Source organism: Micromonospora sp. NPDC003944 (assembly GCF_053605225.1).
Genome location: NZ_JBSGIV010000043.1, coordinates 21,138 through 47,810 on the forward strand (window position 1 = coordinate 21,138; position 26,673 = coordinate 47,810).

A 26,673-nucleotide genomic window follows, 5' to 3' on the forward strand; every position below is an offset into this window, starting at 1 on the left:
GCCAGCCGGGCGCACGGTGGAGGCCGGCTGGTGACGTGGGGCTAGTTGGCGTCCTGGGCGCAGATCGTGGTCATCTCGGCCAGGTAGCTGGCGAGCGTCGGCAGGCCGGCCTCCGCCCGGCGTCGCTCGACACCCGGCTCGTCCCTGATCGGGGTCGCCGGGACGGGGCCGTCCGGTCCGCAGCGGATCTGTGTGCCGTACACCTGGGGCTCGCCCTTGCCCGTCGCGACCCGGTCCTCCAGGTAGGCCAGGTTGCCCGGCGATGCCTGGCGGGCGGCCACCGCCGCCCGCAGCAGTTCCAATGCCTCCTGTTGGAACGTTGGATCCTGGTCGGAGTGCTGGGCGATCGCCCAGGCGGCGTTGCCGCCGTCCTCGCCCACGAGCGCGAAGGACGGCCAGCCGTGGACCCGGACGATGTCCTTCAACCGGGCGGTGCGGGCCTGGTCGGACTCGCTCTGCGGCGTGCCCTCGCGGTCGGCCTGGTCGCGCTCCAGCATCGCCACCAGCTCGTCGTGCAGCGCCTTGTCGAAGGCGACCGGGGACCGGACGACGGGGGAGGGGGCGTTCGCGGATGCCGGCGGCGCGCTGCTCGGCGGGTCGTCGCCCGATCTGGGCGAGGTGCCGCAGCCGCCGAGGGTCAGCAGCGCCACCAGCGGCACCGCGAGCGGCGACGGGAGCTTCACGGCACCGATTGTCGTCGGGTCGTGGTCACCCTCACAAGGCGCGGCCGGCGCCGTGCCTCAGGCGTTCAGCGTCTCGCGTGGCGGCACGCCGTAGCTGGCGTGGTATCGGGCGGTGAACCTGCTGTGGCTGGCGAACCCCCACCGACTGGCGATCGCCGAGACCGTCTCCTGGTGCGGGTCGGCGCGGATCAGGTCGTGGTGTGCCCGGACGAGCCGAGTCCGACGCAGGTAGGCCATGGGGGTGGTGCCGAGGTGACGACGGAAGGCGAGTTGCACCGCCCGGAGGGAGACGCCGGCGGCGCCGGCGATGTCCGCCGCGCTGATGTCCCGGTCGGCGTGCTCCTCCAGGAACGCGATCGCCCGGCGCAGCGTGGCGGTGGTGGCGTCGTTCCGGTCCGCGGCGGTCGGCTCGGTGAACGCGGTGTTGGGGAAGACCGTGAGCGCCGCCGCGGCCAGCATCCGGGCGGCGTTGCCGATCACCAGCGACTGTGCCCCGGCGGCCGGGCTGGTCAACACGACGTCGCGGACGAAGCTCGTGGTGTTGCGCCACTGCCGGGCCAGGGCGGTACTGGCGGGACCCAGTTCGGTGAACTGGATCCGACCGGGTCGGCGGGCCGGCGCGGTGGTGGCCACCTGCGCCAGCACCGACAGGTCCAGTACGCACAGCTCCACGTCGCCGGGGTGCCAGCGGACGGCGCACGGCTCCTCCGGCCTGGTGACGAGGAAGACCTCGCCGGGGCCGAACCGGTGGGCCGACCCGGCGCAGGAGCGGTCGACGCGGGCGGTGCGGGCGCGACCGACGACCAGTCCGTCGAGGGTGCTGGCACCGATCTCGAGGTGCCCGGTCTGGCGGGTCGTCGCCATGGCGAAGGGGCCGGTGTCGACGCGGTGGTGGGTGAGCCGGTATCCGTTTCTGCTCTGGATGCGCAGCTTCGGGTCGTAGGTCGCGGACAGGAATTCCTGGATCGCCGCCGGGTCACGGCTGTCGAAATTGTGGGTCTGCACTGGCGATGGCGTCATCCGCTGTCTCCGTCCGGTGGAGGTGCCGCCGGTTGGTGGAACGGGTGCCGATGGCAGGATCGGGACGTACCGGGTGCTCGGCGGGTGACCTGGCACGTCGGTGGCCGGCGGTGCGGTGGAACGTCGCGAGCGGGACGGCAGCGACCGGTTGAGCCTGATCATTCAGTAGCTCTGAGACGCAATATCTGTAGATGGGAATGTCACCATACGACAATCGCTTGCGTGGTGTCCTGCGAATCACCGCGATGTGTCGGTCTCTCGACTTCGTTTTCCGACTAGCGCGCCGAATGATTCTGCGCCTGCTGTCCTAGCCACCCCCGCAGCCGACGGCGAAATCTTGTTCATGATTCGTCGGAGGGTGATCGGGTCGCTGCCGGGAGACCGGCCCACCAAGGGGGAAGCGTTGGACGGTACTGATCCTGACCGCGTCGTTCGGCTGGCCGTGGCCGAGGCGCTGGCCCGGGTGGCGGACGAGGACAGCCTGGGTCTGGGCGAGGGGGACGCGCTGGAGATGCTCGGGGGCGGGCTGCGTGAGGTGCTGCGCCGCGCCCTCGACGACCGGGTGCCGCTGACCACACCGGAATTCGTCGACCTCTGCCGCGACCTGGGTTTGCACCGTGACGCCTTCGACCTGCTGGGGCACTACCTGATGACCGCGTTGCTGACCCAGCACGTCGGACCGGACGCCCTGATCCGCGTCGGGGTGCTCTTCGGCACCGTCGGGCGCTACCTGCCCGCAAGGCGTCCGGTGACGCACCGCAACGAGGGCCCCGTTGCGCGGCGTCGCGACGTACGGCCGGACAACAGCGTCGTCGGTCGCTACCGCCGCGCCAAGCTGCCGGAGCACCTCCCGAACCCGCCGAGCTGGACGTGCACCGGATGCGGGCGCGAGTGGCCCTGCGCCACCAAGCAGAGCCAACTGCTCGCCGAGTTCGGCGGAGCGCGCGCCTCCCTCGCGGTCTATCTCGGCTCCTGCCTCGTCGCCGCCGCCCAGGACCTGCCCACGCTGCCACTGCCCCGGGTCCGGCTCCGATTCCTGGGTTGGCTGCCCCGCGCACGCATCTGACCCGGGTATTCATCACGCGCACCCGCTGCGTACGGCGGGTGTTCACCACCCTCTCCGAGGCTCCTTGATCGAAAGAGCAATCGCTTGATCGAAAAGAGGCTCTCACGTGAGAGACAAGCATCCCGAAGAGACCGAGCACGCGCAGCTGTCCCGGCGCAAGCTGGTCAAGTACGCGGGCGTCGGCGCGACGCTGGCCGCCGCCAGCCCTCTGGTCGGTGCCGGCGCGGCGTGGGCCGACGAGGACCGCCGACCGGGTGACGACGACAAGAGCGACCGGGGCACCTCCAAGAACCGGGCGTGGCGCGCGGGCGACCACCACATCCACTCCGAGTACAGCGGCGAGTTCGACACCACGAAGTCGCCGATCGTCTTCCACAAGGGCGCGGACGCGGTCTACCCGATCGTCACCAACGCCATCATGGCGAAGAACTTCGGTCTGACCTGGGCCATGTGCACCGACCACGGTGGGCCGACCCACTCCAAGGTGAACATCGAGCAGGCGTACCCCGACCTGCTGCGCTCCCGCAAGCTGGTCCCCGAGGTGCTCCAGTTCTGGGGCATGGAGTTCGACGCGCCCTCGCTGGACCACCACACGCTGATGATCCCGCGCCACGACGACGAGGCGAAGCAGCTCTTCGAGCTGGAGAGCCGGTTCGCCAAGTACGACGCGTTCCCCACCGACCCGGCCCGCGACACCGAGGCCAAGATGGTGGAGTTCCTCAAGGTCGCCCGGGGCATGCCGCACAAGCCGCTGGTGATCGCCCACCACGCGTCCCGCTCGGCGCCCGGTCTCGGCGTCTACGGCCAGGACACTCCGCGCGAGTTCCGCAACGGCAACAACGCCGCACCGGACGTCTACATCGGCTTCGAGGGCGCGCCCGGCCACCAGGCCGGCCCGCTCAACGGCGGCAAGCGGGGCGGGTACGGCAACCACCCCACCTACGGTGGCTTCGACCAGATGACCGCCCGGGTCGGCGGCCTGTGGGACTCCCTGCTCGGCGAGGGTCGGCGCTGGTGGATCACCGCGACCTCGGACTCGCACGTGCACTGGACCCGCGGCGGCTCCGACTTCTGGCCCGGCGAGTACAGCAAGACGTACGTGCACGCCCGTCAGGACTACGGCGACATCATGGACGGTCTGCGCAACGGCCGGATCTGGGTCACCACCGGTGACCTGATCCGCAGCCTCGACGTCACCGCGACGTCCCAGGGCAGGACCGCCGAGGTGGGCGAGACGATCACGGTGAGCCGGCGGAGTCGTACCGACGTCGAGATCGAGATCACGTTCCGCCCGCTGGGTGGGGTGAACGCGAACGGCGACCGGCCCGAGGTCCGCCGCGTCGACCTGATCGTCGGCCAGATCACCGGCCCGAGCGCCAACCTGGACGCCGACACCAACCCCACCACCACTGTGGCGGCCCGGTTCGGCCCGCGGGACTGGCGTCGGCACGGCGACAGCTACGTCATCCGGCACACCCTGCGCAATGTCGAGGCGGACACCTACGCGCGGGTGCGTGGTACCAGCACCGACGAGGCCGAGCCGCTCGCCGACGGGCTGGAGAGCCCGTGGGACGACCTGTGGTTCTACTCGAACCCGGTGTTCGTGCACGTGCGCTGACCAAGGCGCGGTAGCGACACAGCGGGCCGGTCCGGCACCGCTCGACGGACGACGTCGGGTGGTGCCGGACCGGACCCGCCCGCAGGTCAGTCGGCTCTGCGGCGGCGGGCTCGGGGGGTGGTGGTCGGCCCGCTCGGCGCCGCCGCGGCACCGTCCCGGGGGGCAGCGGGTGCCGGGTCGGCCTGCGCCCGCGTCACCACCTCGCAGAGGTCGCGCAGCGGGTCGACCGCCTGGGCCGAGCAGGCGACCTTCTGCAGTAGTGAGCGCAACGTCGTCGACTCGGTCGGCGTCAGCGCCCCCAACAGGTGCGACTCGACCTGCCGCAGCGCCGACCGCCGCTGCTCCCACGCGGCACGGCCGGCGTCGGTGACCTCGACCAACCGGTTGCGCCGGTCGGCGGGGTCGGCCCGACGGGTGACGAAACCGGGCCGCTCCAGGTCGTCGATCAGGTACGTCAGGACGGTCCGGTCGATGCCGATCTCCTCGGCGATCGCGCCCTGGTTGCGGGCCGGCCCGGTGAGCGCCGCCGTGAGCAACTGGTAGCCGCGGGGGCCGCCGGGGAAGTCGGTGAACGCGTGTTCGGCTGCCCGGACGTAGCCGCGGAAGACGATCCCGAGCATCCACCCCAGGTCGTCGTCGAGCGGATCGGGCCGGTCCGGCCGGCGAGTGACACCCGTCATGCCCCGACAATAGCGCAGTGAGCCAGACCTTGTTGGCAGCAGATGTTCTGTGTGGCATAAGGTTAAGGTCACGACGCGTCGCCCGAGGCGTCGGGTGAATCGGGAGGCGCGCAGATGAGCGACTACGGCCACGACCTGGTCTTCGGATCCTTCGTCACCCCCAGCGCCGGCGCTCCGGACCGCACGGTCGCCATCGCCGTCCTGGCCGAGCAGGTCGGGCTCGACCTGGTCACCTTCCAGGACCACCCCTACCAGCCGGCGTTCCTCGACACCTGGACGCTGCTGAGCTTCGTCGCGGCCCGCACCAGCCGGGTGCACCTGGCCGCGAACGTGACGAACCTGCCGCTGCGCCCGCCTGCGGTGCTCGCCCGCAGCGTGGCCAGCCTGGACCTGCTCAGCGGTGGCCGGGTCGGCCTCGGTCTCGGGGCGGGGGCGTTCTGGGACGCGATCGAGGCCATGGGCGGCCGGCGGCTGACCCCCGGCCAGGGCGTCCGGGCGTTGGAGGAGGCCATCGACGCCATCCGCCAGCTCTGGGACGTCGAGACGCGCGGTGGAGTGCGGGTCGACGGCGAGTTCTACCGGGTGGTGGGCGCCAAGCGTGGGCCCGCGCCGGCTCACGCGGTGCCGATCTGGCTTGGTGCGTACAAGCCCCGGATGCTCCAGCTCACCGGTCGCCGGGGCGACGGCTGGCTGCCCACGCTGGGCTACCTCCAGCCCGGTGACCTGGCCAAGGGCAACGCGATCATCGACGACGCCGCGCAGCAGGCCGGCCGGTCCCCACGCGACGTCCGTCGACTGCTCAACATCTCCGGCGAGTTCGCCACCATCGGCCGCGGCCCGCTGAACGGGCCCGCCGAGCAGTGGGCCGAGGAACTGGCCGAGCTGGCACTTGACGACGGCGTCAGCGCCTTCATCCTCGGCAGCGACGACCCCGACGACCTGCGCCGGTTCGCCGGCGAGGTGGCCCCCGCGGTCCGCGAGCTGGTCGCGGCCGAGCGGGGCCAGGGCGCGGTCGCGACGAGCACCCCGCCGCCGGTCGCGGCCTCGCCGGTCCGGGCGAGCCGGGCCACCGCGGCCGGCGGCGGGTTCGCCGTGGTGCCGACCCCCGACGACGGGGTACGACGAAGCGAGCAGCGGGTGTGGGACGAGTCGACCCGGCCGACCGGGCCCGCGCCCGACCCGGAGCGCACGTACACCCCGCAGGAGCAGGCCACCGGCGCGCACCTGGTGCAGATCCACGACGGTCTGCGTGCCGAGCTGGCCCAGATCCACGACCTGATCGAGCAGGTGGCGGCAGGTGAGATCGACGCCGGGGCGGCCCGGTCGCACATCAACACGATGACCATGCGGCAGAACCGCTGGACGCTCGGCGTCTACTGCGAGTCGTACTGCCGCATCGTCACCACCCATCACACGATCGAGGACCAGTCGTTCTTCCCACGGCTGCGGGCGAGCGACCCGCGACTCGGCCCGGTGGTCGACCGGTTGGAGCAGGAGCACCACGTCATCCACGACGTGCTCGAGGGTGTCGACCGGGCGCTTGTCGCCTACGTCGGGTCTCCGGACGGCCTCGCCGAGTTGCGGGCCGCGGTGGACCTGCTGACCGACGCCCTCCTGTCGCACCTCAGCTACGAGGAGCGGGAGCTGGTGGAGCCGTTGGCGCGGCTGGGCATCGCCTGATCAGCGTGCCGCTGCGACGGCTCGGGGTTGCCCCGATCTGATCTGAGAGACTACTCTCGAAACATGTCTCTCAAGAATCCGTACGGGGATTTCGAGATCACCGAGCCGCAGGCGCTGCGGGCGCTGGCCCACCCGGTGCGGCTGGCCATCCTCGACCGCCTCCAGCGGCACGGCCCGGCCACCGCCACCGGGCTCTCGCCGCACGTCGGCGCCACCCCGTCAGTGGTCAGCTGGCACCTGCGGCACCTCGCGACGTTCGGCCTGGTCGTCGACGCGGAGGGCACCGCCAGCAAGCGTGAGCGCTGGTGGCAGGCGGCCGCCCGGGGCTTCCGCTTCAACCTGCCCGACGATGCCGAGGGGCAGGCTGCCGGCCGTCAACTACGCGGCGAGATGTTCGCCCGGATCGCCGAGGCGCCGCAGCGGTGGCTGCTGCACGACGAACCGCGGCTGGACACGCAGTGGCGCGGCGTGTCCGGTGTCTCCGACACCAGCTTCGTGGCCACCCCCGAGGAGCTGCAACAGCTGGAAGCCGCGATCGAGGAGCTGATCGCCCCGTACGTGCGGCGCAAGGACGACGCCACGGCGCCGACCGACGCGCGGATCGTCCGGATGCTGCGCTACCTCCTGCCCGAGCCCGGCGACGACCTGGCCGCGTCATGACCGCCACCGACACCGCCCCCGCGCCAGCCCTGCACCGCGACCGGCGGTTCCGCACCTTCTGGATCAGCGAGACGATCTCCCAGTTCGGTGACCGGATCAGCGAACTGGCCCTACCGCTGATAGCCGTCACCCTGCTCACCGTGACACCCGCACAGGTGAGCGTCCTCACCGCGTTGATCTGGTTGCCCAACCTCCTGGGCCTCTTCCTCGGCGCGTGGGTCGACCAGCGCACCCACAAGCGGCGACTCCTGATCATCGCGGACCTGGTCCGCGCAGCGGTGCTGATCAGCCTGCCGGTGGCCTACCTCTTCGACGCGATCACCCTCACCCAGCTCTACCTGGTGGCGCTGCTCACCGGCCTCGGAGCCGTCCTGTTCGCCATGGCGCGTCAGGCGTTCTTCGTCGCGCTGGTGCCCCGATCGGCGTACGTGGACGCCACAAGCAAGCTGAGCATGAGCCGGTCGCTGTCCTTCATCGCCGGCCCGGCCGTCGGCGGTGGGCTGGTCCAGGCCCTCAGCGCGCCGGTCGCGATCCTCGTCGACGCGGTGTCGTTCCTCGGCTCCGCGCTGCTGCTCGGCCGCATCCCGGTGACCGAGACGCCTCCGCCGCCGCGTCGAACGTCCACGCTCGGCCTGGTCCGCGAAGGACTCACACTGGTGCTGCGGCACCCGGTGCTGCGGGCCGCCCTCGGCTGCACCAGCACCGTCAACTTCTTCACCTTCATCGCCAGCGCGCTGCTGGTGCTCTACGTCAGCCGTGAACTCGGCCTGTCGGCCGGCGCGATCGGCATCGCCTTCGGGGTCGGAGCGCTCGGCGGGTTCGCGGGAGCGGCGCTCGCGCCGCGCGTCTCCCGTGCCATCGGCCTGGGCCGGACCGCCATGATCGGCGCGGTGCTCTTCCCCGCGCCGCTGGCGTTGACCGCGCTGGTGTCCGGACCGACGTGGACGAAGGTGGCGATGCTGGCGGCCATCGAGCTGGTCTCCAGCATCGGGGTGATGCTGATGGACGTGAACCTCAACGCCCTGCTCACCGCCGTGACACCCGACGACGCGCGAGGCCGGCGGGCCGGTGCCTACAGCGCCGTCAACTACGGCATCCGACCGCTCGGCGCGCTTGTCGGCGGGGCGTTGGGCACCACCATCGGGCTGCGGCCCACCCTGGTCATCGCCGGTCTGGGTGGCGTGCTCGCGGTGCTCTGGTTGCTCGCCTCGCCGGTGCGCCACATCCACACCCTCGACGAACCGGTGACCTGACCGCTCGCCGCGCGGGTCGGCCTGCTCGTGACGGCGGTGGGTGAGGCGCCGACAGTGCCAGCCGGTGCCGGCTCAGGCGGCCTCCGCCAGCAGGAGCCGGGCCAGCTCGGCGGGCTGCGAGAACATCGGCCAGTGGCCGGTGTCCATCGTGACGAGTCGCCACCTGTCGCTGGCCAGCAGCTTGGCCACCGCGTCGTTGGGCTCGGGCCCGTCGAGCAGGCACTTGACGTACGTTGCCGGCAGCTCACCAAGCGGTCGGCTCAGCGCGGCCGGCTCGGTGAGCGTGGCGCCCGGGTGCGCGGTCGACCCCTCGACCAGGCGCGCGACCTGCTCGTCGGTGAGACCCTGACCGTCGAAGTCGCCCGCGCCGAGCGGAGCCCAGACGCCGCCGTTGCCGGCGAGCTGCGCCTCGAACGCCGACTGGCCCTGCCACCAACCGGAGGCGAACGACCCACCGTCGACCGGCACCTCGGAGTCGACGAAGACCACCCGCGTCAGCCGGTCACCGATCCGCTCGGCGGCCTGACCCACCGGGATGCCCGAGTAACTGTGGCCGACCAACACCACGTCGCGCAGGTCGCGGCGCTCGACCTCGTCGACGATGTCCTGCACGTGGGTCTGCTGCCCGGCGGGCACACCCCGCCGCTCGGCGAGGCCGGAGAGGGTCAGCGGGTGAGCGCCATGGCCGGCCGCCCGCAGCGGCGGCACCACCTCGCCCCATGCCCACGACCCCAGCCACGCCCCCGCCACCAGCACGAAATCAGCCATGGCCGGGAGCCTAACGCCGACCTGCGACAGGTCGGCCCCTCAGTCGTGGTCCACGGCGGGCGGCCCGGTCTCCACCGGCATCCGGTAGATGTGGACCGGGTAGTCGACAGCCGCGACGCCGCCGTTGAGCCCGGCGGTCAGGTGTAGCTGGGCCGCCGGCATCCAGAGCCGGGCATCGGCGTCCAGCCACATCGCGTCCACCCAGGCCAGCCGGGGGTCGGCGACGAGCGTACGCACGCTGCGGTCCGGTGCGAGGACGAGGACGCGCCGCCGTTCCAGGTCGCTGAGGTAGATGGCGCCGGTGGCGTCGATGGCCGTGCCGCCGGTGCTGGGCGTGTCACACCACCGTTGCACCCTGCGGGCCAGCTCGTCCGCGGACACCGACGGGTCGTCCAACCAGCGGGTCGCCACGCGGGACATCCCACCGGAGGCCGGCTGGTAGTAGAGCCACCTGCCATCCGGCGACACCTCCAGCTGGTCGACGTGCAGGCGTACCTCGGCGCCGTCCGGGTCACGCAGCGCGCGACCGTCGGCGACCACCGGGCCGCCCACCGTGCTCGGATGCCCGTCCAGCACCCGTCGCGACCGACCCGAGACCAGGTCGAGCACGATGAGGCCGGGCGCTCCGGCGTCGCTGAGATACGCCATCCGGCCGTTGAACCGGACGTCGTCGACGTAACTGCCCGGGTGCACCGCCTCGTCGAGGTGGTGCACCCGCTGCACGTGGTCGCCGTCCGGGTCGACAGCGATCAGCCGAGCACCGCCCGGCACCTGCGCGCCCCCGACCTGCGGCGCACCCGAGTCGACGATCCACAGCCGGCCGTCCGGGCCAGCCCGCAGACCGTTGACGTGCACGAACGCCCCGTCCGGCGGCTGGTTCGCGCGGTTCCAGGCGGCATCGGGGTACGGCTCACGCCGCCCGTCCGGCAGCACCTCCACCACCTGCACGCCGGGCCTGTCCGCCGACGGGTAACTCAGGAACACCCGCCCGCGCACGGTGGTGACGCCCGTGCACACCCGGTCCTCCTGGAACACCGGCGTCAACCGGGGATCCTCCTCGGTGGGCAGCGACGACATCGCGCGGTATCCCCGGAGCGTGTCGGCCGAAACCGGCGGTCGAAGGCCCGCCGTGCTCAGCCGGCCGACGGTGCCGGCGGGCCGACCCTTGCGGCGAGCCGCTTCGGGGCCATGACGCAGAAGCTCTCGGTGAGCAACTCGTTCACCTCCTCCCAGTCGACGTCCTCGGTGAGAACCATGCCCATCACGTTCGGGCTCCAGTCCGGTTTGTAGAAGGGGTGCCCCGTGGCGAGGAGCCCGGCGATCTCGTCGAGCGGCGATCGGAAGGTCAGCAGGCAGGCGGGCTGCCCGAGGGCGGCGGCGCGTGCGTGGACCGGCTGGCGATCGGGGTCGACGGTGAGCACGTGGGCGAAGGTCCGCCTGCGGATCCGCCAGCGGGTGCCCACCCAGGCCGGCTCCTCGTAGGTCTCCGGCAGCCCGAGACAGATCGGCCGCAGCCGGTCGAGGACCTCGGGCGGGACGTCTCCGGGTGCGGTCACGGACAAGAACGCTAGCCGAACGGTGTGACAAGTCCCGCTCGTCGAACCCCACCCCGCCCGGTGGTGCGCGCCCGGTCGATCGGCCAGGATAAGCCGGGGCGAATCTGCGCCGTCCCGACGTACCCGTGCCCGCTGAGGAGTGCCGTGCCGTCCACCCTGCTCTCCCGTCGTGACCTCGACTTCCTGCTGCACGAGTGGCTGCGGGTGTCCGACCTCGTCGAGCGTCCCCGCTACGCCGAGCACTCCCGGGAGACGTTCGACGACGCGCTGGACCTCGCCGAGCGGGTGGCCACCGAACAGTTCGCCCCGCACAACCGGGCCGCCGACCTGGCCGAACCCACAGTCGACGGGCAGCGGGTGCGGCTGATTCCGCAGATCCGTGCCGCGTTGGACAGCTTCGCCGAGACGGGTCTGCTCACCGCCGGGCTGGACGCCACGGTCGGTGGCCTGCAACTGCCGCACGCGGTCGCGGCGGCCTGCTTCACCTGGTTCCAGGCGGCAAACGTGGCCACCTCGGCGTACCCGTTCCTCACCCTGGGCAACGCCAACCTCCTGCTGGCGCACGGCAGCCCCGAGCAGGTGGACACCTACGTCCGGCCCATGCTCGACGGCCGGTTCTTCGGCACCATGTGCCTGTCCGAGCCGCACGCAGGCAGCTCACTGGCCGACATCACCACCCGCGCCGAGCCGCAGGCGGACGGCACGTACCGGCTCTTCGGCACCAAGATGTGGATCTCCGGTGGCGACCACGAGTTGGCCGAGAACATCGTCCATCTGGTGCTGGCGCGCATCCCCGGCGCGCCGCCCGGGGTCAAGGGCATCTCGCTGTTCATCGTGCCCAAGGTGCTGGTCGGCCCGGACGGGTCGCTCGGTGAGCGCAACGACGTGGCGCTGGCCGGGCTCAACCACAAGATGGGGTTCCGGGGGACCACGAACACCCTGCTCAACTTCGGTGACGGCGCGCACACCCCGGCCGGCGAGCCCGGAGCGGTCGGCCATCTGGTCGGTGCGCCGCACCAGGGGCTGGCGCAGATGTTCCACATGATGAACGAGGCCCGGATCGGGGTCGGGGCGGGCGCCACCGCGCTTGGCTACACCGGCTATCTCAAGAGCCTGGCGTACGCGAAGGAGCGGCCGCAGGGCCGGCCGGTCGGCGCGAAGGACCCGGCCGCCGCCCAGGTGCCGATCATCGACCACCCCGACGTACGACGGATGCTGCTGGCGCAGAAGAGCTACGTGGAGGGTGCGCTGGCGCTGGTGCTCTACTGCGCTCGGCTGCTCGACGAGCAGAAGACCGCACCGGCCGAGGCTGACCGCGAGCGCGCGCACCTGCTGCTTGACGTGCTCACCCCGATCACCAAGAGCTGGCCGTCGCAGTGGTGCCTCGCCGCCAACGACCTGGCGATCCAGGTGCTCGGCGGTGCCGGCTACACGCGCGACCACGACGTGGAGCAGCACTACCGGGACAACCGGCTCAACCCGATCCACGAGGGCACCCACGGCATCCAGGCGTTGGATCTGCTGGGGCGCAAGGTGACCATGCAGGGCGGCGCCGGTCTCGCCCTGCTGACGGCGACGATCGGCGACACGGTCGAGCGGGCCCGCAAGGCCGGGGGAGAGGCGACCGAGCTGGCGGACCGGCTGGCCGACGCTGTGGACCGGGTCGTCGCGGTCACCCGTCGACTCTGGGCCGACGGTGACCCGGTGCTCGCGCTGGCCAATGCCAGCGCCTACCTGGAGGCCGTCGGGCACGTGGTGATCGCGTGGATGTGGTTGGAGCAGGTGCTGGCACTGCCGCCGGAGGGGACCGGCGACGCGTTCCACGCCGGCAAGCGGCAGGCCGCACGCTACTTCTTCACCGTCGAGCTGCCCCGGACCGGCCCGCAGTTCGACCTGCTGGACAGCCGGGACCGGACGACCCTCGACATGCGTCCGGACTGGTTCTGACCGGTCAGCGTCGTCGACCCTGGTGCTGCACCGCCTGCCGTCCCTTGACGACGCCCCAGACGATCACGATCACCAGCGCGATCAGACCGATGATGATCAGCCAGCGAACCGCCTCGAGGATCAACCCGAGCAGGATCAGCACGCCGGCGACCACGCCGACGACCCAGAGCAGTGCGCGCATGTCGACCTCCCGTAACCGGCCGCGCCTGGTGCGGCGGGCCCCGGGTACACATTCCCCGCTAGACCGACACCATGCGCGGACGGCGCAGCCGAGTCGATCAGGGGCCGGTACGCGCCACGTAGACGGTGTTCGCCGACTCCCCGCCGGTCAGCGGGTTGGCGAACGGCACGACGTGCGCCCGTACGGTCGCGAACACCTGGGTGAGCGCCTCGGTGAACTCGGCGTCCGGCGGGTCGTCCGACCAGAGCGCGAAGACACCCTCGGGGCGTAGCAGAGCGGCCAGCCGGCGCAACCCGGCCGGCGGGTAGAACGCCGCGTGGCTCGGATGCAGGACGTTGCGGGGGGAGTGGTCGACGTCGAGCAGCACGGCGTCGAAGCGCCGACCGGGCGCTTCGGTGTCGAAGCCGGTGTCACCGGCGACCGCCGCGAAGAAGTCGGCCTGCACGAAGCGGGTCCGGGGGTCCTCGGCGAGCCCCGCCGCGAACGGCAGCAGGCCGCGCCGGTGCCAGTCGATCACGTCCTCGATCGCCTCCACCACCAGCAGGGATCGCACCCGGGGGTCGCCGAGTGCCGCGCAGGCGGTGTAGCCCAACCCGAGACCGCCCACCACCACGTCGAGCGAGTCACCAGCCACCTCGGCGAGACCGAGCCGGGCCAGCTCGATCTCCGCGACCGGGAAGAGGCTGGACATCAGGTACTCGTCGTCGAGCTTGACCTCGTACACCTCGACCTGCAGTGCCGGGTCACGGCGTCGACGCAGGCTGATCGCCCCGATCGGAGTCTCCCGCCAGGCCAGCTCTTCGAAACGCGCGCCCACGGGTGCCCTCTCGCCGCCGGATTCGTCCACGGATGGTACCGGTTGCCCCACGACGGGCGGCCACGCAGGGTCCGCGCGACATCGACGCAGCGCATATCCTGTGCCCGGTCGACTCACCGGAGGGGACTCATGCCGTCGCGGCAGGACCAGCTGCACTCCTACCAGTTCAGCGTCCAGCGGGCAGTCGCCGCCCTGGTCATGCGGGAGACCGACCCCGCGCAGTCACCGTTTCGGCGGCTGGCCGGCGCCGGCCTGGCCAGCGTCCTGGTCGCGGCGATCGGGCTCGGTGGCTTCGCCCTCTACGGGCTGTTCGCCGGGGGTGGCAAGGGCTGGCGCGACCCGAGCGCGGTGATCGTGGAGAAGGAGTCCGGCGCCCGGTTCGTCTATCGCGAGCAGAAGCTGCACCCGGTGCTCAACTACGCCTCGGCGCTGCTCATCGTCGGGGCGGACCGCTCGAAGACCGTGCTGGTGTCCCGACGCACGATCGACGGAGTGCCGCGCGGGCTGCCGTTGGGCATCGCCGACGCCCCCGACTCGCTGCCCGCGCCCGGCCGGCTGTCCACCACCGCGTGGACGGTCTGTTCGACAGTCCCGCCCGCCGAGGCGCCCCGCTCCGCGCTGCTGATCGGCACCGAGCCCGACGGCGGCCGGCCGCTTGGCGACGAGGCGCTGCTGCTGCGTCACCCCGACGGCGGGCTGCACCTTGTCTGGCACCAGCGGCGCTACCTGGTCCGTGACCCCAACCGGGTGCTGGCGGCGCTCGCCACTACCCGGGCCCAGGCGGTTCCGGTGGCACCGGCCCTGCTCAACTCGCTGCCCGCCGGCGCCGACCTCGCCCCGCTCGACCTTCCCGCGCTGGGCCGGCCCGCCACCCGGGTGCCGGGTGCGCCGGTCGGCACGGTCTACGTGGTGAGCAACTCCGGTGGCGGACGGCAGTACGCGGTGGCCCTCGACGCCGGCCTGGCCGGCATCACCGAGTTGCAGGCGGGGCTGTTGCTGGCCCGCACCGGGCAGGGCGAGCCGGTGCCGATGACCTTGGGTCGGTTCGCCGCTCTGCCCACGGTGCCCGATCTCGCCCCGACCGGCCCGACCGCCCCACCACCGATACCGCCCCGGCTCGCGGCCGGCGACGGCGGCGCGCTCTGCACCCGCGTCGGCGACGACGGCGGGGTGGGTGAGGTGCGGTGGGGCGTACCGCTGCGGGATCTGGCGGCTTCTCCACGGACCGCGCCGACCGGCGGCGCGGTGCTGGCCGACCACGTGGTGGTGGAGCCGGGTCGCGGCGCGGTGGTCGAGGCCGCCGCGGCGCCCGGTGCGACCGGCGGCGCCGTCTCCGTGGTCACCGACCTGGGTCGCCGGTACGTGCTTGCCGACCGGGAGGTGCTGCCGATGCTCGGCTACCGCGACGTGCGACCGGTGCGGTTGCCGGCCGGTCTGATCAGCCTGGTGCCGGCCGGCGCGACCCTGGACCCGTCCGCCGCCCGAGCCGTCGCAGCCCCAGACTGACCCCCGAACCCCTCCGGCCCTGCGCCCCCGCGGCGGTGATCAAGAGGTTTGCGTCAGAACGTGGCGCGAGCCTGACGCAAACCTCTTGATCACCGGGAAGTAGTCGTGCAGGTGGTGGTCAGTTGGGTGGGCGGCGCAGGATGGTGACCGCGAACGGGGCGTCGTCGCGCCACGGGCGCAGGTCCCAGGTCGCGAAGCGGTGCTCCACGCGCAGCCCGGCGGCCACCGCGTCGGCGTCGAACGCGGTGAGCGGATAACCGCGCTCGGTGCCGAAGCCCACTGTCAGCACGCCGTCGGGGCGCAGGTGTGCGGCCACCCGGCGCAGCACCTCCGGTTCGGTGCCGACGGCGACGAAGGCGAGGACGTTGCCGGCCAGCACCGCGGCGTCGAACGGCTCCGTCTTACCAAGCGCGGGCAGGTCCAGTTCGGCGAGGTCGGCGACCAGCCACGTCGGGCCGGGGTAGTCGGCGCGGGCGGCGTCCACGAGCGCCGGATCGGCGTCCACCCCGACGACCGTGTGCCCCCGCTGCGCCAGTGCGGCACCGACCCGGCCGGTGCCGCTGCCGGCGTCGAGGATCCGGGAGCCGGGCGCCACCAGAGTGTCGACCAGGCGGGCCTCGCCGGCCAGGTCCGCGCCCTCGGCCACGAGCTTGCGGAACCTGTCGATGTACCACTGTGAGTGCTCGGGGCCGGTGTCGGTCGCCCAGCGGGTCGGGTTGGCCATACGGCCACCGTAACCGGGCCGGTGGGAGCCCGGCGGGCGACCGGGAGGAGACGATCATCCCTTCTCCGCGCCGCTGGTCAGCCCCTCGGTGAGCAGGCGCTCGCTGGCGAAGAAGAGGATCACGATGGGCAGGGTGAGAACGACCGACCCGGCCATCAGCACCGTCTTGGGCACCTCCACCCCGTCGGCGAGCAGGGACAACCCCAGTGACACCGTCCAGCGGTCGGGTTTGTCGACGAGGAACAGCAGCGCGAAGAGGAACTCGTTCCAGGCGATCATGAAGTCGTAGAGGGCGACCGCCATGATCGACGGCATCGCCAGGGGCAGACTGACGCGCCGGATGATGCCGAGCCGCCCGGCGCCGTCGATGGCGGCGGACTCCTCCAGACTGACCGGGATGGTCTCGAAGTAGTTCTTCAGCATGTAGACCGAGACCGGCAGCGTCTGCGAGATGTAGACGAGCACCAGACCGAAGAGCGAGCCGCGCAGCCCGGCCCGGGTGAAGACCACGAACAGCGGGATCGCGATGACGATCGACGGGAACAGGTAGACCGCCAGGAACAGGAAGTCCACCTGCCGGCGGCCGAAGAACCGCAACCGGGCCACCGCGTACGCGCCGGGGATGGCGACCAGCAGGGTGAGCACGGTCGCCGCGACGGCGACCAGCCCGCTGTTGCGGATGAAGGTGAGGAAACCCTGGCCGCCGTCGTCGGTGGCCTTGAGCACCTCGGCGTACGTGGCCACGGTCAGCTCACCGAAGCCGACCACGAGCGCGCCGGGGTCGAGCAGCAGCCGCTCGATCGGGCGCACCGAGAGCACCAGCATGTAGTAGAAGGGGAAGACGGTCACCGCCAGGAACACGGCGATCACCAGGCGGCGCAGCCAACGCAGGCTCACCGTCTCGACCACGTCCCGGTCCATCAGCCCACCCTCCGTCCGAAGAAGCGCAGATAGATCAGCACGAACACGATGAGCACCACGGCCAGCACGACCGCCTGCGCGGCCGCCGCCCCGATGTCGGTACGGGCGGTGAGGAACTCGTACACCCGCACGCTTACCACCTCGGTGCCGGCGGCACCCCCGGTGAGCAGGTAGACGTCGTCGAACTTGTTGAACGTCATGATGAAGCGCAGCACGCCCAGCAGGGCGATCACCGGCAGCAGCTGCGGCAGCAGGATGTGCCGGAACCGCTGGGTGGGGGTGGCGCCGTCGACGCGGGCGGCCTCCTCCAACTCACCGGGCACCGCCTGGAGCCGGGCCAGCAGGAACAGGAACGCGAACGGGAAGTACCGCCAGGCCTCGAAGACGATCACCGTGGCCAGCGCTGTCGACTCCTGGCTGAGGAACGGCACCGGAGCGTCCCACCCGAGCAGGCGTTGACCCCAGGCGTTGACGATGCCGAGCTGCGGGTCGAGCATCACCTGCCAGACGAACGTCACCGCGACCACCGGCGCCACGTACGGCAGCAGCATGGACGCCCGGACCAGGGTGCGGCCCCGGAACGGCCGGCGGACGACGAGGGCGGCGACGAGACCGAGCAGGATCGACCCGACGGTGCCGCCGATGCTGTAGACGAGCGTGACCCAGAGCGTCTCGGCGAAGCCGGGCGTGTGCAGCACCCGGTCGATGTTGTCCATGGTGAACTCGCCGAACAGGCCGGTCTTGCGCAGCGTGGCGAGCCGGACCCGCTGGAAGGCGAGCACCATGGTCCACACGATCGGGATGCCGATGACCGCGATGGTGACGAGCAGGGTCGGCGCGACGAGCGCGAGCCCGGCCCGGGACTCGCGGCGGCGCAGGGTCAGTGGTCGGCGTCGGGGTGACGCCGGCCGCTCCCGGGTGGGGGAGCGGCCGGGGCCCGGCGCGGTGGTGGTCAATTGACGCCCGCCTTGATGGCGTCGACGTCCTTTGTCGCGCGTTCGGCGGTGGCCGCCGCGTCGGACTTGCCGGAGACGAGGTCTCCGAGCACCTTGGGCACCGGCAACTCGCCGAGCATGGCGCCGACCAGCTTGCCCTGCCCCTGACTGAGGCCCCACCGCCCGAACGTGTCCGGGCTGCGGCGCAGCGTGGCCAGCACCTCGTCGCCGTACACGTCGGCGAGGGGCTTCTTCGCGTCCACCCCTGCCTGGCTGGTGTTCCAGGCGGTCAGGTACGCCTCCGGCTCGGCCGGGGTGCCCTTGCGGACCGGGAAGCGGCCCTCGGGGGACATGCCGAACCAGCGCGGGTAGCCGTCGCCGAGCATGTACTCCACGAAGGACTTCGCCGGGTCGGCCGCCGCGCCGTCGAGCACCGCCCAGGAGCTGATCTCGCCGTACTGGGCCGGTTCGGTGCCGTTCGGGCCCTTGATCGCGGTGACGAACCCGCTGTTCTTCGCCAGAAAAGCCGGGTCGGCCTGGCACTGGGGGCAGGTCGGCTTGGCGTCGTTGCGTAGCCCGGCCAGCTCGTCGAGGATGAACGGCGACCACACCACCATGGCCGCCTTGCCGGCGAAGTAGGTGGCCCGGGTGGTGTCCACGTCCTGCGCGCCGCGCACCGAGCTGGTGCGGATCAGGTCACCGTAGAAGCGGAACGCCTCGACGCACTGGGGCGAGTCAAGTGTCACCTTCCCCGAGTCGTCGGTGAGCTGGCAGCCGTTGGCCAGCGCCAGGTGCTCGAAGGTCTGCTGGGTGAACACGTCGCTGGGGGCGGTCGCCGCGGTGATGCCGGCGACGCCGCCGGTGTTCAACCTCGTCGCGGCGGCGGTGATCCGCTCGTACGTGTCGGGGGCGGGCAGGTTGGCCGCGGTGAACAGGTCCTTGCGGTAGACGAGCAGCTGCCCCCACCCGTCGCTGGGCACGGAGAGCTGTTTGCCGTCGTCGGCGGTGAGCTCCAGCGCCCGGGGGGAGAACGTCTGCCTGCCCAGCTTGTCGACGACCTCCGCGTTCGCCGAGGCGTGCAGCAGCTCGTTGCCGGCGAGCGTACGGATGCCGGCGAGGGAGACCGAGCCGACCACGTCGGGCAGGTCGCCGGCGGCGGCGTTTGCGGCGATCAAGGAGGGGAACTGGTCCTCGTTGACGGTCACGAGGTCGACCTGGATCCCGGTCTTCGCGGTGAAGTCGGCGATGATCGCCTTGGTGGCGGTGACCCGATCGGCCACGTCCTCCAGACTCCAGACGGTGATCTTCTTGCTGTTGCTGTCTGATCCGTCATCGCCGCAGGCCAGCAGGTTGGACGCGGTCAGTGCCAGGATCAGGGTGGTGGCGAGTATCCGCCTCGGAGGTGCTGACATCGGTGGCACTCCTCTCGAAGGGTACATCAGGGATCCAACACCTTCGATTGATCAATAGCAAGACATATGGCGATTTTTTGCTATCCTTGAGCCCAGTGCTACCGGGATGTGACACATGGGCAACTGGGTGGTCTCTCTCGCCGGGCCTCGACGCATCAGCCTCGAGCCCTGCCCGCCAGATCCGCTCGGCCCCGGCCAGGTCCGAGTCCGCACCTGCTACTCGGGCATCTCCGCCGGCACCGAGCTGACCCTCTACCGGGGCAGCAATCCCCGGCTCAGCAAGGACTGGGACGACACCGCCCGGATGTTCGTCCCCCGACAGGCCCCGGTGCCCTACCCGCTGATCGGCTTCGGCTACGAAGAGGTCGGCGAGGTCGGCGAGGTCGTCGAGGTCGCGCCGGAGGTCACCGACCGGCATCCCGGCCAGCTCGTCTGGGGCATCTGGGGGCACCGCGCGGAGGCCGTGCTCGCCGCCGACGCGGTCCGGGCGCTCCCCGCCGGGCTGGACCCACTCGCCGCGGTCTTCGCCCGCCCCGGCGCCATCGCGCTGACCGCCGTGCTCGCCGGCGACCTGCACCTCGGCGACTGGGTGGGCGTCTTCGGCCAGGGCGTCATCGGTCTGCTCGCCACCCGCCTGGCGGTGCTCTCCGGAGCCCGGGTGGTGGCCGTCGACCCGGTGCCCGACCGGCTGGAGCACGCGACCCGCTACGGCGCACACTCCACGGTGGACGCGACTGCCACCTCCGCCGCCGCCGTGCTGCGCCAGGCCACCGGAGGCCGGGGGGCCGACGTCTGCCTGGAGCTGTCCGGCGCGTACCCGGCGCTGCACGAGGCCATCCGTTCCACCACCCACGCCGGCCGGGTCGTGGCCGCCGGCTTCTACCAGGGCCAGGCCGATGCGCTCGGCCTCGGCGAGGAGTTCCACCACAACCGCATCCAGTTGGTGGCAGCCCAGGTCTCCGGGCCCACCCCCGCGCCGAGCATGGCCGGCCGGTGGACCGGGGACCGGGTCGCGCAGACCTTCATGGACCTGGTGGCCGACCGCAGCGTCGACCCGCTGCCGCTGGTCAGCCACATCGTCGACGCCAGCGCGGTCGCCGACGCCCTCGCGCTGCTCGACCGCGGCGCCGGTGACGTCCTCCAAGTGGTGCTGAGGTTCCCATGACCACCATCGCGCTGGCCTGCCAGGAACAACTCCTGCCGGGCACCAACCTGATCCAGAAGTACGCCCTCGCGGCCGCCCTCGGCTACCAGGGCATCGAACTACGTGGCCGCGGCGACCTCGGGTTCGCCCGCCGCCTGCCCGAGCTGCGCCGGGCCCGCGCCGCCGGAGTGGTGATGCCCACCGTCTGCGTCGAGATGGACCACTTCATCGGCGACTTCGACCCCGTCCGGTCCGCCGACGCCGTCCGCAATCTGCGCTCCCAGCTCTCGGTGATCGCCGAACTGGGCGGCGTCGGAGCGATGACCCCGGCCGCCTGGGGAATGTTCTCCCGGCGGCTGCCGCCGTTCGAGCCTCCCCGCCCGCCGGACGGCGACCGGCAGGTGCTCCTCGACGCCCTCGGCGAGCTTGGCGAACACGCCCGGGCCGAGGGGGTCACCCTCTTCCTGGAACCCCTCAACCGGTACGAGGACCACATGGTCAACCGCCTCGACGAGGCGGTGGCGCTCTGCGCCACGCTCGGGCTGCCGTCGGTCCGGGTGGTCGCCGACACCTTCCACATGAACATCGAGGAGGACGACGTGCACCGTGCGCTGCGCGCCGCCGCGCCGTACCTCGGGCACGTGCAGGTCAGCGACTCCAACCGCTACCAGCCCGGCGCCGGGCATCTGGACTGGACGGCGCTGGTGCGGACCCTGCTCGAGCTGGACTACCGGGGCTGGCTCGCCCTGGAGTGCAGACTCCGCGGCGACCCGGTCCGGGCCCTGCAACAGGCCGCCACGGTGCTGCGGCACGCGCTGCCCCGGCGGGCCGCCGCGTGACCGCCGAGGCCGTCGGCGGCAACGCCGCCGCGACCCGCACGGGCGGCTCGGCCGACCTCGCCGAGCTGCGCCGACTCGCTCTCGACACGCTCGACGCCAACTGGGAGCACGACCACACGGTGCCCTCGCGCACGCTCTACCCGCACCAGTGGAGTTGGGACTCCGCGTTCATCGCGATCGGGTTGGCCCAGGTCCGCCCCGAACGCGCCTGGCGGGAGCTGGCGAGCCTGTTCCGGGCGCAGTGGGCCGACGGACGGGTGCCGCACATCGTGTTCAACCCGGCGCTGCGGGTCGGGGCGTACTTTCCGGGGCCGGAGATGTGGGGCTCGGCCGACGTGCCGGGCGCCCCGACGGTGGCCACCTCCGGCCTGGTCCAGCCGCCGGTGCACGCGCTCGCCGCGCTGCTGGCGTACCGACGGACGCCCGACCCCACCGGCCTGGCCGCGCTGCGCCGGCTCTATCCCGCGCTCGTCGCCCAACAGGACTACCTGGCCGACCGCCGGGACGTGGCCGGTGACGGGCTGGTCAGCATCGTGCACCCGTGGGAGTCCGGGTTGGACAACAGCCCCGCCTGGGACGAGCCGATGGCCGGCGTCCCGGCCGAGGCAGCCGTCATGTCCGCGTACCGTCGACACGACACCGCGCACGCCGACGCCGCGCACCGCCCCACGGACCTGGACTACGCGCGCTACCTGGCGATCGTCGCCGCCTACCGCGACCACGGCTACGCCGACCGCGACCTGGCCGCCGGTCACCCCTTCCTGCTGGAGTGCCCGCTGTTCAACGCGGCGTTCGGGGCCGCCGAACACGCCCTCGCCGAGATCGCCGCGCTCGTCGGCGCCGACCCCGGGCCGCACCGGGCCCGCGCGGCCCGTGTCACCGAGGCATTGGTACGACGGCTGTACGACCCGGCCACCGGCACGTTCCAGCCTCGTGACCTGCGCACCGACCGCCTGGTGGGCGCGCGTACCGTGCTCGGGCTGACCCCCCTGATCCTGCCCGACCTGCCGACCCGACAGGCCGACGCGCTCGTCGTCGAGGCCCGGTCGGCGCGGTTCGGGGTGGCCAGGCGGATGGACCGACCGCTACCCACCTACGACCGCACCGCACCCGACGTCGAGCCGCTGCGGTACTGGCGTGGGCCGAGCTGGCTCAACATCGGCTGGCTGGTCCGGCGGGGTCTGCTCACGCACGGGCACCCGGAGCTGGCCGCCGGGCTGCGCCATTCGATGATCGGTCTGGTGGCCGGGGCCGGCTGCCACGAGTACTTCCACCCGGACACCGGCGTCGGGTTGGGCTCGCCGGCCTTCAGTTGGACGGCCGCGCTGCTGCTCGACCTCCTGGCGGACTGAGCGCGGGACGGGTGGTAGCGTCCCCGGTCCCGGCGGCCGGAGCCTGGTCCGGGTACGCCGACCGGCACCGTACCTCGCGGGTCGACCAGATCATCTTCGACCACCTGCTGGCCGAGGGTCTGCTGACCTAGCGGCCGTGTGTCGCGTGACCTGGCGGCAGTTTGTCGTGGCCGGCCAGGGGTAACCGCCCGAGCGTGACCGACGGCGACGGGTTCCCGTACTTCATCGACGCGGTGTCCCAACGGTCCGGCCTGCCCGCCGAACAGGCCGCCGAGCTCGCCCGCGCCGTGCTCCAGACGTTGGCCGAGCGGGTGACCGACGGGCCGCCCGACGACCTTGTCGCGCACCTTCCGAACGAGGTCGGCGGCTACCTGACCGGCCCCGCCCCGGACTCGGCCGGGGCTTCCCTTCCTGCTTCGGACCCGACCGGCGCTTCCCTTGCTGGTCCGGACCCTTCCGGGGCCTTCGGTGCCGACGCCGACGGGTTGACCAGCGGGGTGGGCCTGGAGGTCGGCGGTGCCGGCGCGACCCCGCCTCCGACCGACGCCGGTCCGGTGGAGTTCCTTCGCCGGGTGGAACAGCGCGCCGGGGTGGACCCGGCCACCGCCCGAGCCGGAACCGGCGCTGTCTTCGCCACCCTGCGGGCGGCGATGACCGTACGGGAGTTCCGGGAGATGGTGGCGCGCCTGCCGGGCGACGGCGGGTTCTGACCCCGACCCGCCCGCCCCGCCCCGCCCGCCCGGCCCAGCCAGCTAGATCCACTCGCGTTCCTTGATGTCGCGGTGTCCTGGTGTCTGCGACACCCCGAGTTTCGTGAACCCGAGTCGATCAGCCAGCCAGAGCCTCGACGCTCGTGTCGGAATTGTCCGTACTGGCCGGGTTGCCGCATGGTACGAGTGCTCGGTGGATCCCGATGGCCGCCGCCGACCTGACGCCGCCCGCTCACGGAGTGAACGTGTGGTGGGACGGGTCAGGACCGCCGCTGCCCGGCTGCGCGGTCGCGGTGGCCGGGCGGGGCGGCTGCGCCTGAGTCAGCTGGAAGTCGCACTGGTGATCTCGGTGCAGGCGGGTCTCGCGGCGGCGCTGGCCTGGGCGATCGGGCACAATGTGCTGGGCAACCCCGCGCCGATCTTCGCGCCCTCGGCGGCCGTGGGCACGATCGTCGCCGCGCTCGGTCAACGGGCCCACCGCACGGTCGAACTGCTGGTCGGGGTGGGCCTCGGAATCGCCACCACCGACGCCCTGCTGTCCTTTCTGGGCACCGGGTTCTGGCAGACCGGGTTCGTCGTCGCGTTCGCGATCTTCGCCACGCTCGTCCTGTTCGGGCGCAGCGGCGCCGCCGTCGGTCAGGCCGGCGGCACAGCGGTCCTCCTCGCCGCCCTCACCCCGGCTCAGCAGGATCTTGAGTGGCCCCGGATCGTCGAGGCGATGGTCGGTGGCGTCGTCGGCCTCGTGGTGGTCGCGTTGCTGGTACCGCTGAACCCGATGCGGATCCTCGACCGGGACGCCGCGCCGATCTACACGTGCCTCGCCCGGCAACTACGGGAGGTCTCCGCCGCGCTGCATACCGGGGACCAACAAAGGGCCGTCCGCGCGTTGGACGCGCTGCGCGCGATGGGCCCCGACCTCGAACGGATGCACCAGGCACTGAGCGGTGCCGAGGAGGTGGTGAGCCTCGCGCCCGCCCGGTGGTTGCGCCGCCGGGACGTGGAGCGGTTTGCTCGTGCCAGCCAGCACGTGGAACGCGTCATCGAACACGGCCGGGGAGTGGCCCGCCGGTCCGCGATGGCGTTGCAGTACCACGAGCCGATCCCCGCCGACCTGCCGGCGAGTGTCGGACGACTTGCCGACGCGGTCGAGCTGCTGCGCCGGGAACACCGCGCCGGCCGGCCGACCGAGCGCACCCAACAGGCGGCTCGTGACGCCGTCTACCGGGCCGGCCGCGCGCGGGCTCGGGGCGTCGACGAGTTCGGCGACGCGGTGGTGACCCAACTGCGCACCGCCGCCAGCGACCTCCTGCGGGCCACCGGATGCGACCCGACAACCGCCAACGAGGTGGTCCGGGAGGCAGAGCGGCACGGCGAGGAATCTCTGGGCTCCGGCGGCGAACCAGCCGGGTGACTCACGCGTCGGGCACGTCCTCGGGCTCGACGACCCAGGCCGAGAAGACCGGCAGTCCGTGCCAGGGACCTGTGGAACCGTCGGGCCGACGATCGGTGGCGACCGCCACCACCGCGTACGGGTGGCCGAAGCGCAACTCGGCGGTGCGGGCCACGCCCTCCGGCGGCAGGCTGGTCCGCCCGAACATGCCGGTCACCGCCGCCGCCTCGAAGCCGTACCTGTCGAACCGCGCCACCGCCGACTGCCGTGCCAGGAAGCTCTCCACGGGCAGTGCCATCGCCGTCGCCACCGTCGCCGTGGCAGCCCCGAAGCCGAGCGCCGGGTCGGCGAGGTCATGGTCGCTCCGCGCCGACCAGCAGGGGAGGACCGCGTGGTGTCGCTCCTCGCGGCCGTCGCGGGCCTGGGTGCGCACCCGCTCCTCGGTCACCGTCCACAGCGACGTCGCACCGAGCGGCAGGTCGAACAGCGAACGGCTGCCGGCCGGTGGCACGCCGTCGGCCGCGCCGGCGCTGATGTCGTACGCGACGGCCAGCACATCGGCCGGCGGCACCTGCGGTGCGGCGGCCACCGAGAGGACCACGAGTCCCGCGCCGCCGGTCGTCTGGGCCGGTGCGGCGTGCACGATCACGTCACCGGACCGCGCGGTGGACACGATGGCGCACCGGTGGCCATGGCTCGGGCTGCGCAGCGCCCGCCGCAGGTTGCCGGCCCACGGGCTGTCAGCGCCGAGAGCGCGCGCGTCGGCGACGTCGAACGGGCTCGCCCAGGACACCCGGGTGGCCAACGCGCTGGCCAGGGCCAGCACCACGTCCGGTCCGATGCGCAGGGGAAACGTCTCGATCAGGCCGAGGGTGTGGTCACGCGCCCAGGCGTCCAGACCGGCCTGGTCGGGCAGTACGCCGACGTCGGTCGTGGTGGGCAGCGCGGCCCGCCACGCCGCCGACCCGCCGTCGCCCTGCCCCGGCGGGTGCCAGAGCGCGGTGGCGGCGCCGATCAGCGGGTGCGGAACCTCCAACAGCGCTCGGGCGACCTCGGCCGCGCTCGACAGGTCGGTGCCCAGGGCGTGCGCCAACTCGTCGACGGCTCCCTGCCCGTCGGCCGCCGTGGTGGCACAGACCGCGAGCAGCAGCCAGGCGCCGAGCGGGGAGGCGACGTGGTGCGTGTCGCCGGCCGTGGCGTGCAACCGTGCGGCGTACGCGGAGAGCGGCCCGTGCAGATCGGTCGTCATGCCCCCACTCTGCCCGCCGGCCCGGCTCACGACCACAGCTCGAACGGCTCGTCGATCTCCGTCCCGCCGAGGAAGGGGGTGATCAGCCGGGGGAGCTGACCGGGATAGAAGCGTTCGCGACTGGCCACCACCTCCGGCAACGGCCACCAGCGGAAGTCGAAGTAGTCCTCCAGCTCGTAGTCGAGCCGGTGCGCCTCGTCCACGTCCGGGCCGGGCCGTGCCAGCCGTACGGCGACGACAACCTCGTCTTGGACGTGCCGCACCTGCCGGTGCAGGAAGCTGGCCCGACGCCGCCAGGTCGGCGCGCCCACCTGGTCGGCGGTGATCGCGATTCCGGTCTCCTCGCGCAGTTCCCGCACCGCCGTGTCGCGATAGGTCTCACCGGGGTCCATGCCGCCGCCGGGCAGCTCCCACCAAATGCCCAGCCGGGGGTGGTCCGAATCGCGGGTGTGGAACAGCAGCACCCGGTCGGTGTCGTCGGTGACCACCACCCGCACCGCGCGTCGCTCCAGGATCGGTAGGTCGCGAGGTAGCTCGTCCATCGGGCCAGTCTGTCGTACCG

The 26,673-nt window shown here is 72.3% G+C and carries 26 protein-coding genes; 12 read left to right on the forward strand and 14 right to left on the reverse strand.

Going from position 1 to position 26,673, the window contains the following annotated elements:
* Window positions 1–41: 41 nt before the first annotated feature.
* Together ACWER9_RS21075 and ACWER9_RS21080 are read right to left on the reverse strand one after the other, a co-directional pair.
* Window positions 42–683 (reverse strand): DUF6624 domain-containing protein, encoded by a 642-nt coding sequence (locus ACWER9_RS21075; protein WP_452303440.1) that lies wholly within the window; start codon window positions 681–683, stop codon window positions 42–44.
* Between the two features lie 57 nt (window positions 684–740).
* Window positions 741–1,703: a helix-turn-helix transcriptional regulator gene (locus ACWER9_RS21080; RefSeq protein ID WP_452303441.1), complete on the reverse strand. Its 963-nt coding sequence runs from the start codon at window positions 1,701–1,703 to the stop codon at window positions 741–743.
* 403 nt (window positions 1,704–2,106) lie between these two features.
* On the opposite strand from ACWER9_RS21080, the gene ACWER9_RS21085 reads away from it, so the two are divergent.
* Both ACWER9_RS21085 and ACWER9_RS21090 read left to right on the forward strand, forming a co-directional pair.
* Window positions 2,107–2,769 carry a hypothetical protein gene (locus ACWER9_RS21085; RefSeq protein ID WP_452303442.1) on the forward strand — a complete coding sequence of 221 codons (663 nt, stop codon included), beginning with the start codon at window positions 2,107–2,109 and terminating at the stop codon, window positions 2,767–2,769.
* Between the two features lie 106 nt (window positions 2,770–2,875).
* Window positions 2,876–4,387, forward strand: a complete 1,512-nt coding sequence (locus ACWER9_RS21090) for a phosphoesterase (RefSeq protein WP_452303443.1) — start codon at window positions 2,876–2,878, stop codon at window positions 4,385–4,387.
* A gap of 86 nt (window positions 4,388–4,473) precedes the next feature.
* On the opposite strand, the gene ACWER9_RS21095 is transcribed toward ACWER9_RS21090, so the two are convergent.
* The gene (locus tag ACWER9_RS21095) at window positions 4,474–5,067 is read right to left on the reverse strand and encodes a MarR family winged helix-turn-helix transcriptional regulator (protein ID WP_452303444.1); all 594 of its coding nucleotides are present in this window, start codon (window positions 5,065–5,067) and stop codon (window positions 4,474–4,476) included.
* A gap of 114 nt (window positions 5,068–5,181) precedes the next feature.
* Between ACWER9_RS21095 and ACWER9_RS21100 the strand changes: the two genes are divergently transcribed.
* From ACWER9_RS21100 to ACWER9_RS21110, 3 genes are all read left to right on the forward strand, one after another.
* Window positions 5,182–6,747, forward strand: a complete 1,566-nt coding sequence (locus tag ACWER9_RS21100; protein ID WP_452303445.1) for an LLM class flavin-dependent oxidoreductase — start codon at window positions 5,182–5,184, stop codon at window positions 6,745–6,747.
* A gap of 63 nt (window positions 6,748–6,810) precedes the next feature.
* Complete coding sequence (locus ACWER9_RS21105; RefSeq protein WP_452303446.1) at window positions 6,811–7,407, forward strand: ArsR/SmtB family transcription factor; 597 nt, start codon at window positions 6,811–6,813, stop codon at window positions 7,405–7,407.
* Window positions 7,404–8,660: an MFS transporter gene (locus ACWER9_RS21110; RefSeq protein ID WP_452303447.1), complete on the forward strand. Its 1,257-nt coding sequence runs from the start codon at window positions 7,404–7,406 to the stop codon at window positions 8,658–8,660. The genes ACWER9_RS21105 and ACWER9_RS21110 overlap by 4 nt, the downstream gene beginning before the upstream one ends.
* Window positions 8,661–8,732: 72 nt before the next feature.
* On the opposite strand, the gene ACWER9_RS21115 is transcribed toward ACWER9_RS21110, so the two are convergent.
* The 3 genes from ACWER9_RS21115 to ACWER9_RS21125 are packed head-to-tail and all read right to left on the reverse strand — an operon-like array spanning window position 8,733 to window position 10,984.
* Complete coding sequence (locus ACWER9_RS21115; RefSeq protein ID WP_452303448.1) at window positions 8,733–9,428, reverse strand: alpha/beta fold hydrolase; 696 nt, start codon at window positions 9,426–9,428, stop codon at window positions 8,733–8,735.
* A 39-nt stretch (window positions 9,429–9,467) separates the two neighbouring features.
* Entirely contained in the window at window positions 9,468–10,505 is a 1,038-nt protein-coding gene (locus tag ACWER9_RS21120) for an L-dopachrome tautomerase-related protein (protein ID WP_452303449.1), read from the reverse strand.
* 56 nt (window positions 10,506–10,561) lie between these two features.
* Window positions 10,562–10,984, reverse strand: a complete 423-nt coding sequence (locus tag ACWER9_RS21125; RefSeq protein WP_452303450.1) for an MmcQ/YjbR family DNA-binding protein — start codon at window positions 10,982–10,984, stop codon at window positions 10,562–10,564.
* Window positions 10,985–11,128: 144 nt separating this feature from the next.
* Between ACWER9_RS21125 and ACWER9_RS21130 the strand changes: the two genes are divergently transcribed.
* On the forward strand, window positions 11,129–12,931 hold the full coding sequence (locus ACWER9_RS21130) for an acyl-CoA dehydrogenase (RefSeq protein ID WP_452303451.1): 1,803 nt from the start codon (window positions 11,129–11,131) through the stop codon (window positions 12,929–12,931).
* 4 nt (window positions 12,932–12,935) lie between these two features.
* Here the strand turns inward: ACWER9_RS21130 and ACWER9_RS21135 are convergent, their stop codons facing one another.
* On the reverse strand, window positions 12,936–13,112 hold the full coding sequence (locus tag ACWER9_RS21135) for a hypothetical protein (RefSeq protein ID WP_355010015.1): 177 nt from the start codon (window positions 13,110–13,112) through the stop codon (window positions 12,936–12,938).
* Between the two features lie 97 nt (window positions 13,113–13,209).
* Entirely contained in the window at window positions 13,210–13,929 is a 720-nt protein-coding gene (locus tag ACWER9_RS21140; RefSeq protein WP_452303452.1) for a spermidine synthase, read from the reverse strand.
* 129 nt (window positions 13,930–14,058) lie between these two features.
* Here ACWER9_RS21140 and eccB point away from each other — a divergent pair, with 129 nt between their 5' ends.
* Window positions 14,059–15,435, forward strand: coding sequence for a type VII secretion protein EccB (gene eccB / locus ACWER9_RS21145; RefSeq protein ID WP_452303453.1), 1,377 nt, complete (start codon window positions 14,059–14,061; stop codon window positions 15,433–15,435).
* A gap of 118 nt (window positions 15,436–15,553) precedes the next feature.
* Here the strand turns inward: eccB and ACWER9_RS21150 are convergent, their stop codons facing one another.
* The 4 genes from ACWER9_RS21150 to ACWER9_RS21165 are packed head-to-tail and all read right to left on the reverse strand — an operon-like array spanning window position 15,554 to window position 19,427.
* A complete protein-coding gene (locus ACWER9_RS21150; RefSeq protein ID WP_452303454.1) occupies window positions 15,554–16,159 on the reverse strand; it encodes a class I SAM-dependent methyltransferase in 606 nt (201 codons plus the stop codon).
* Window positions 16,160–16,213: 54 nt separating this feature from the next.
* The gene (locus tag ACWER9_RS21155; RefSeq protein WP_452303455.1) at window positions 16,214–17,080 is read right to left on the reverse strand and encodes a carbohydrate ABC transporter permease; all 867 of its coding nucleotides are present in this window, start codon (window positions 17,078–17,080) and stop codon (window positions 16,214–16,216) included.
* Entirely contained in the window at window positions 17,080–18,036 is a 957-nt protein-coding gene (locus tag ACWER9_RS21160; RefSeq protein WP_452303456.1) for a carbohydrate ABC transporter permease, read from the reverse strand. The genes ACWER9_RS21155 and ACWER9_RS21160 overlap by 1 nt, the downstream gene beginning before the upstream one ends.
* A complete protein-coding gene (locus ACWER9_RS21165; RefSeq protein ID WP_452303457.1) occupies window positions 18,033–19,427 on the reverse strand; it encodes an ABC transporter substrate-binding protein in 1,395 nt (464 codons plus the stop codon). Before ACWER9_RS21165 ends, ACWER9_RS21160 begins: the two co-directional genes overlap by 4 nt.
* A gap of 115 nt (window positions 19,428–19,542) precedes the next feature.
* On the opposite strand from ACWER9_RS21165, the gene ACWER9_RS21170 reads away from it, so the two are divergent.
* The 5 genes from ACWER9_RS21170 to ACWER9_RS21190 all read left to right on the forward strand — a co-directional run bounded on the left by ACWER9_RS21170 (window position 19,543) and on the right by ACWER9_RS21190 (window position 24,883).
* Window positions 19,543–20,592, forward strand: coding sequence for a zinc-dependent alcohol dehydrogenase (locus ACWER9_RS21170; RefSeq protein ID WP_452303458.1), 1,050 nt, complete (start codon window positions 19,543–19,545; stop codon window positions 20,590–20,592).
* A complete protein-coding gene (locus ACWER9_RS21175) occupies window positions 20,589–21,410 on the forward strand; it encodes a TIM barrel protein (RefSeq protein ID WP_452303459.1) in 822 nt (273 codons plus the stop codon). The genes ACWER9_RS21170 and ACWER9_RS21175 overlap by 4 nt, the downstream gene beginning before the upstream one ends.
* The gene (locus ACWER9_RS21180; protein ID WP_452303460.1) at window positions 21,407–22,762 is read left to right on the forward strand and encodes an MGH1-like glycoside hydrolase domain-containing protein; all 1,356 of its coding nucleotides are present in this window, start codon (window positions 21,407–21,409) and stop codon (window positions 22,760–22,762) included. Before ACWER9_RS21175 ends, ACWER9_RS21180 begins: the two co-directional genes overlap by 4 nt.
* A 194-nt stretch (window positions 22,763–22,956) precedes the next feature.
* Window positions 22,957–23,472 (forward strand): DUF2267 domain-containing protein, encoded by a 516-nt coding sequence (locus ACWER9_RS21185; protein ID WP_452303461.1) that lies wholly within the window; start codon window positions 22,957–22,959, stop codon window positions 23,470–23,472.
* A gap of 250 nt (window positions 23,473–23,722) precedes the next feature.
* Window positions 23,723–24,883: an FUSC family protein gene (locus ACWER9_RS21190; RefSeq protein ID WP_452303462.1), complete on the forward strand. Its 1,161-nt coding sequence runs from the start codon at window positions 23,723–23,725 to the stop codon at window positions 24,881–24,883.
* A 1-nt stretch (window position 24,884) separates the two neighbouring features.
* Here ACWER9_RS21190 and ACWER9_RS21195 read toward each other — a convergent pair whose 3' ends face one another.
* Window positions 24,885–26,111, reverse strand: coding sequence for a hypothetical protein (locus ACWER9_RS21195; protein WP_452303463.1), 1,227 nt, complete (start codon window positions 26,109–26,111; stop codon window positions 24,885–24,887).
* A 26-nt stretch (window positions 26,112–26,137) separates the two neighbouring features.
* Window positions 26,138–26,653: an NUDIX hydrolase gene (locus ACWER9_RS21200; RefSeq protein WP_452303464.1), complete on the reverse strand. Its 516-nt coding sequence runs from the start codon at window positions 26,651–26,653 to the stop codon at window positions 26,138–26,140.
* Window positions 26,654–26,673: the final 20 nt, after the last annotated feature.

Bases quoted from the DNA above. Each gene is read 5' to 3' on its own strand.
- ACWER9_RS21155 (WP_452303455.1), bottom strand. From the start codon at position 17,080: ATGGACCGGGACGTGGTCGAGACGGTGAGCCTGCGTTGGCTGCGCCGC.
- ACWER9_RS21195 (WP_452303463.1), bottom strand. From the start codon at position 26,111: ATGACGACCGATCTGCACGGGCCGCTCTCCGCGTACGCCGCACGGTTG.
- ACWER9_RS21165 (WP_452303457.1), bottom strand. From the start codon at position 19,427: ATGTCAGCACCTCCGAGGCGGATACTCGCCACCACCCTGATCCTGGCA.
- ACWER9_RS21110 (WP_452303447.1), top strand. From the start codon at position 7,404: ATGACCGCCACCGACACCGCCCCCGCGCCAGCCCTGCACCGCGACCGG.
- ACWER9_RS21135 (WP_355010015.1), bottom strand. From the start codon at position 13,112: ATGCGCGCACTGCTCTGGGTCGTCGGCGTGGTCGCCGGCGTGCTGATC.
- ACWER9_RS21100 (WP_452303445.1), top strand. From the start codon at position 5,182: ATGAGCGACTACGGCCACGACCTGGTCTTCGGATCCTTCGTCACCCCC.
- ACWER9_RS21080 (WP_452303441.1), bottom strand. From the start codon at position 1,703: ATGACGCCATCGCCAGTGCAGACCCACAATTTCGACAGCCGTGACCCG.
- ACWER9_RS21115 (WP_452303448.1), bottom strand. From the start codon at position 9,428: ATGGCTGATTTCGTGCTGGTGGCGGGGGCGTGGCTGGGGTCGTGGGCA.
- ACWER9_RS21105 (WP_452303446.1), top strand. From the start codon at position 6,811: ATGTCTCTCAAGAATCCGTACGGGGATTTCGAGATCACCGAGCCGCAG.
- ACWER9_RS21175 (WP_452303459.1), top strand. From the start codon at position 20,589: ATGACCACCATCGCGCTGGCCTGCCAGGAACAACTCCTGCCGGGCACC.
- eccB (WP_452303453.1), top strand. From the start codon at position 14,059: ATGCCGTCGCGGCAGGACCAGCTGCACTCCTACCAGTTCAGCGTCCAG.
- ACWER9_RS21200 (WP_452303464.1), bottom strand. From the start codon at position 26,653: ATGGACGAGCTACCTCGCGACCTACCGATCCTGGAGCGACGCGCGGTG.
- ACWER9_RS21170 (WP_452303458.1), top strand. From the start codon at position 19,543: ATGGGCAACTGGGTGGTCTCTCTCGCCGGGCCTCGACGCATCAGCCTC.
- ACWER9_RS21095 (WP_452303444.1), bottom strand. From the start codon at position 5,067: ATGACGGGTGTCACTCGCCGGCCGGACCGGCCCGATCCGCTCGACGAC.
- ACWER9_RS21150 (WP_452303454.1), bottom strand. From the start codon at position 16,159: ATGGCCAACCCGACCCGCTGGGCGACCGACACCGGCCCCGAGCACTCA.
- ACWER9_RS21120 (WP_452303449.1), bottom strand. From the start codon at position 10,505: ATGTCGTCGCTGCCCACCGAGGAGGATCCCCGGTTGACGCCGGTGTTC.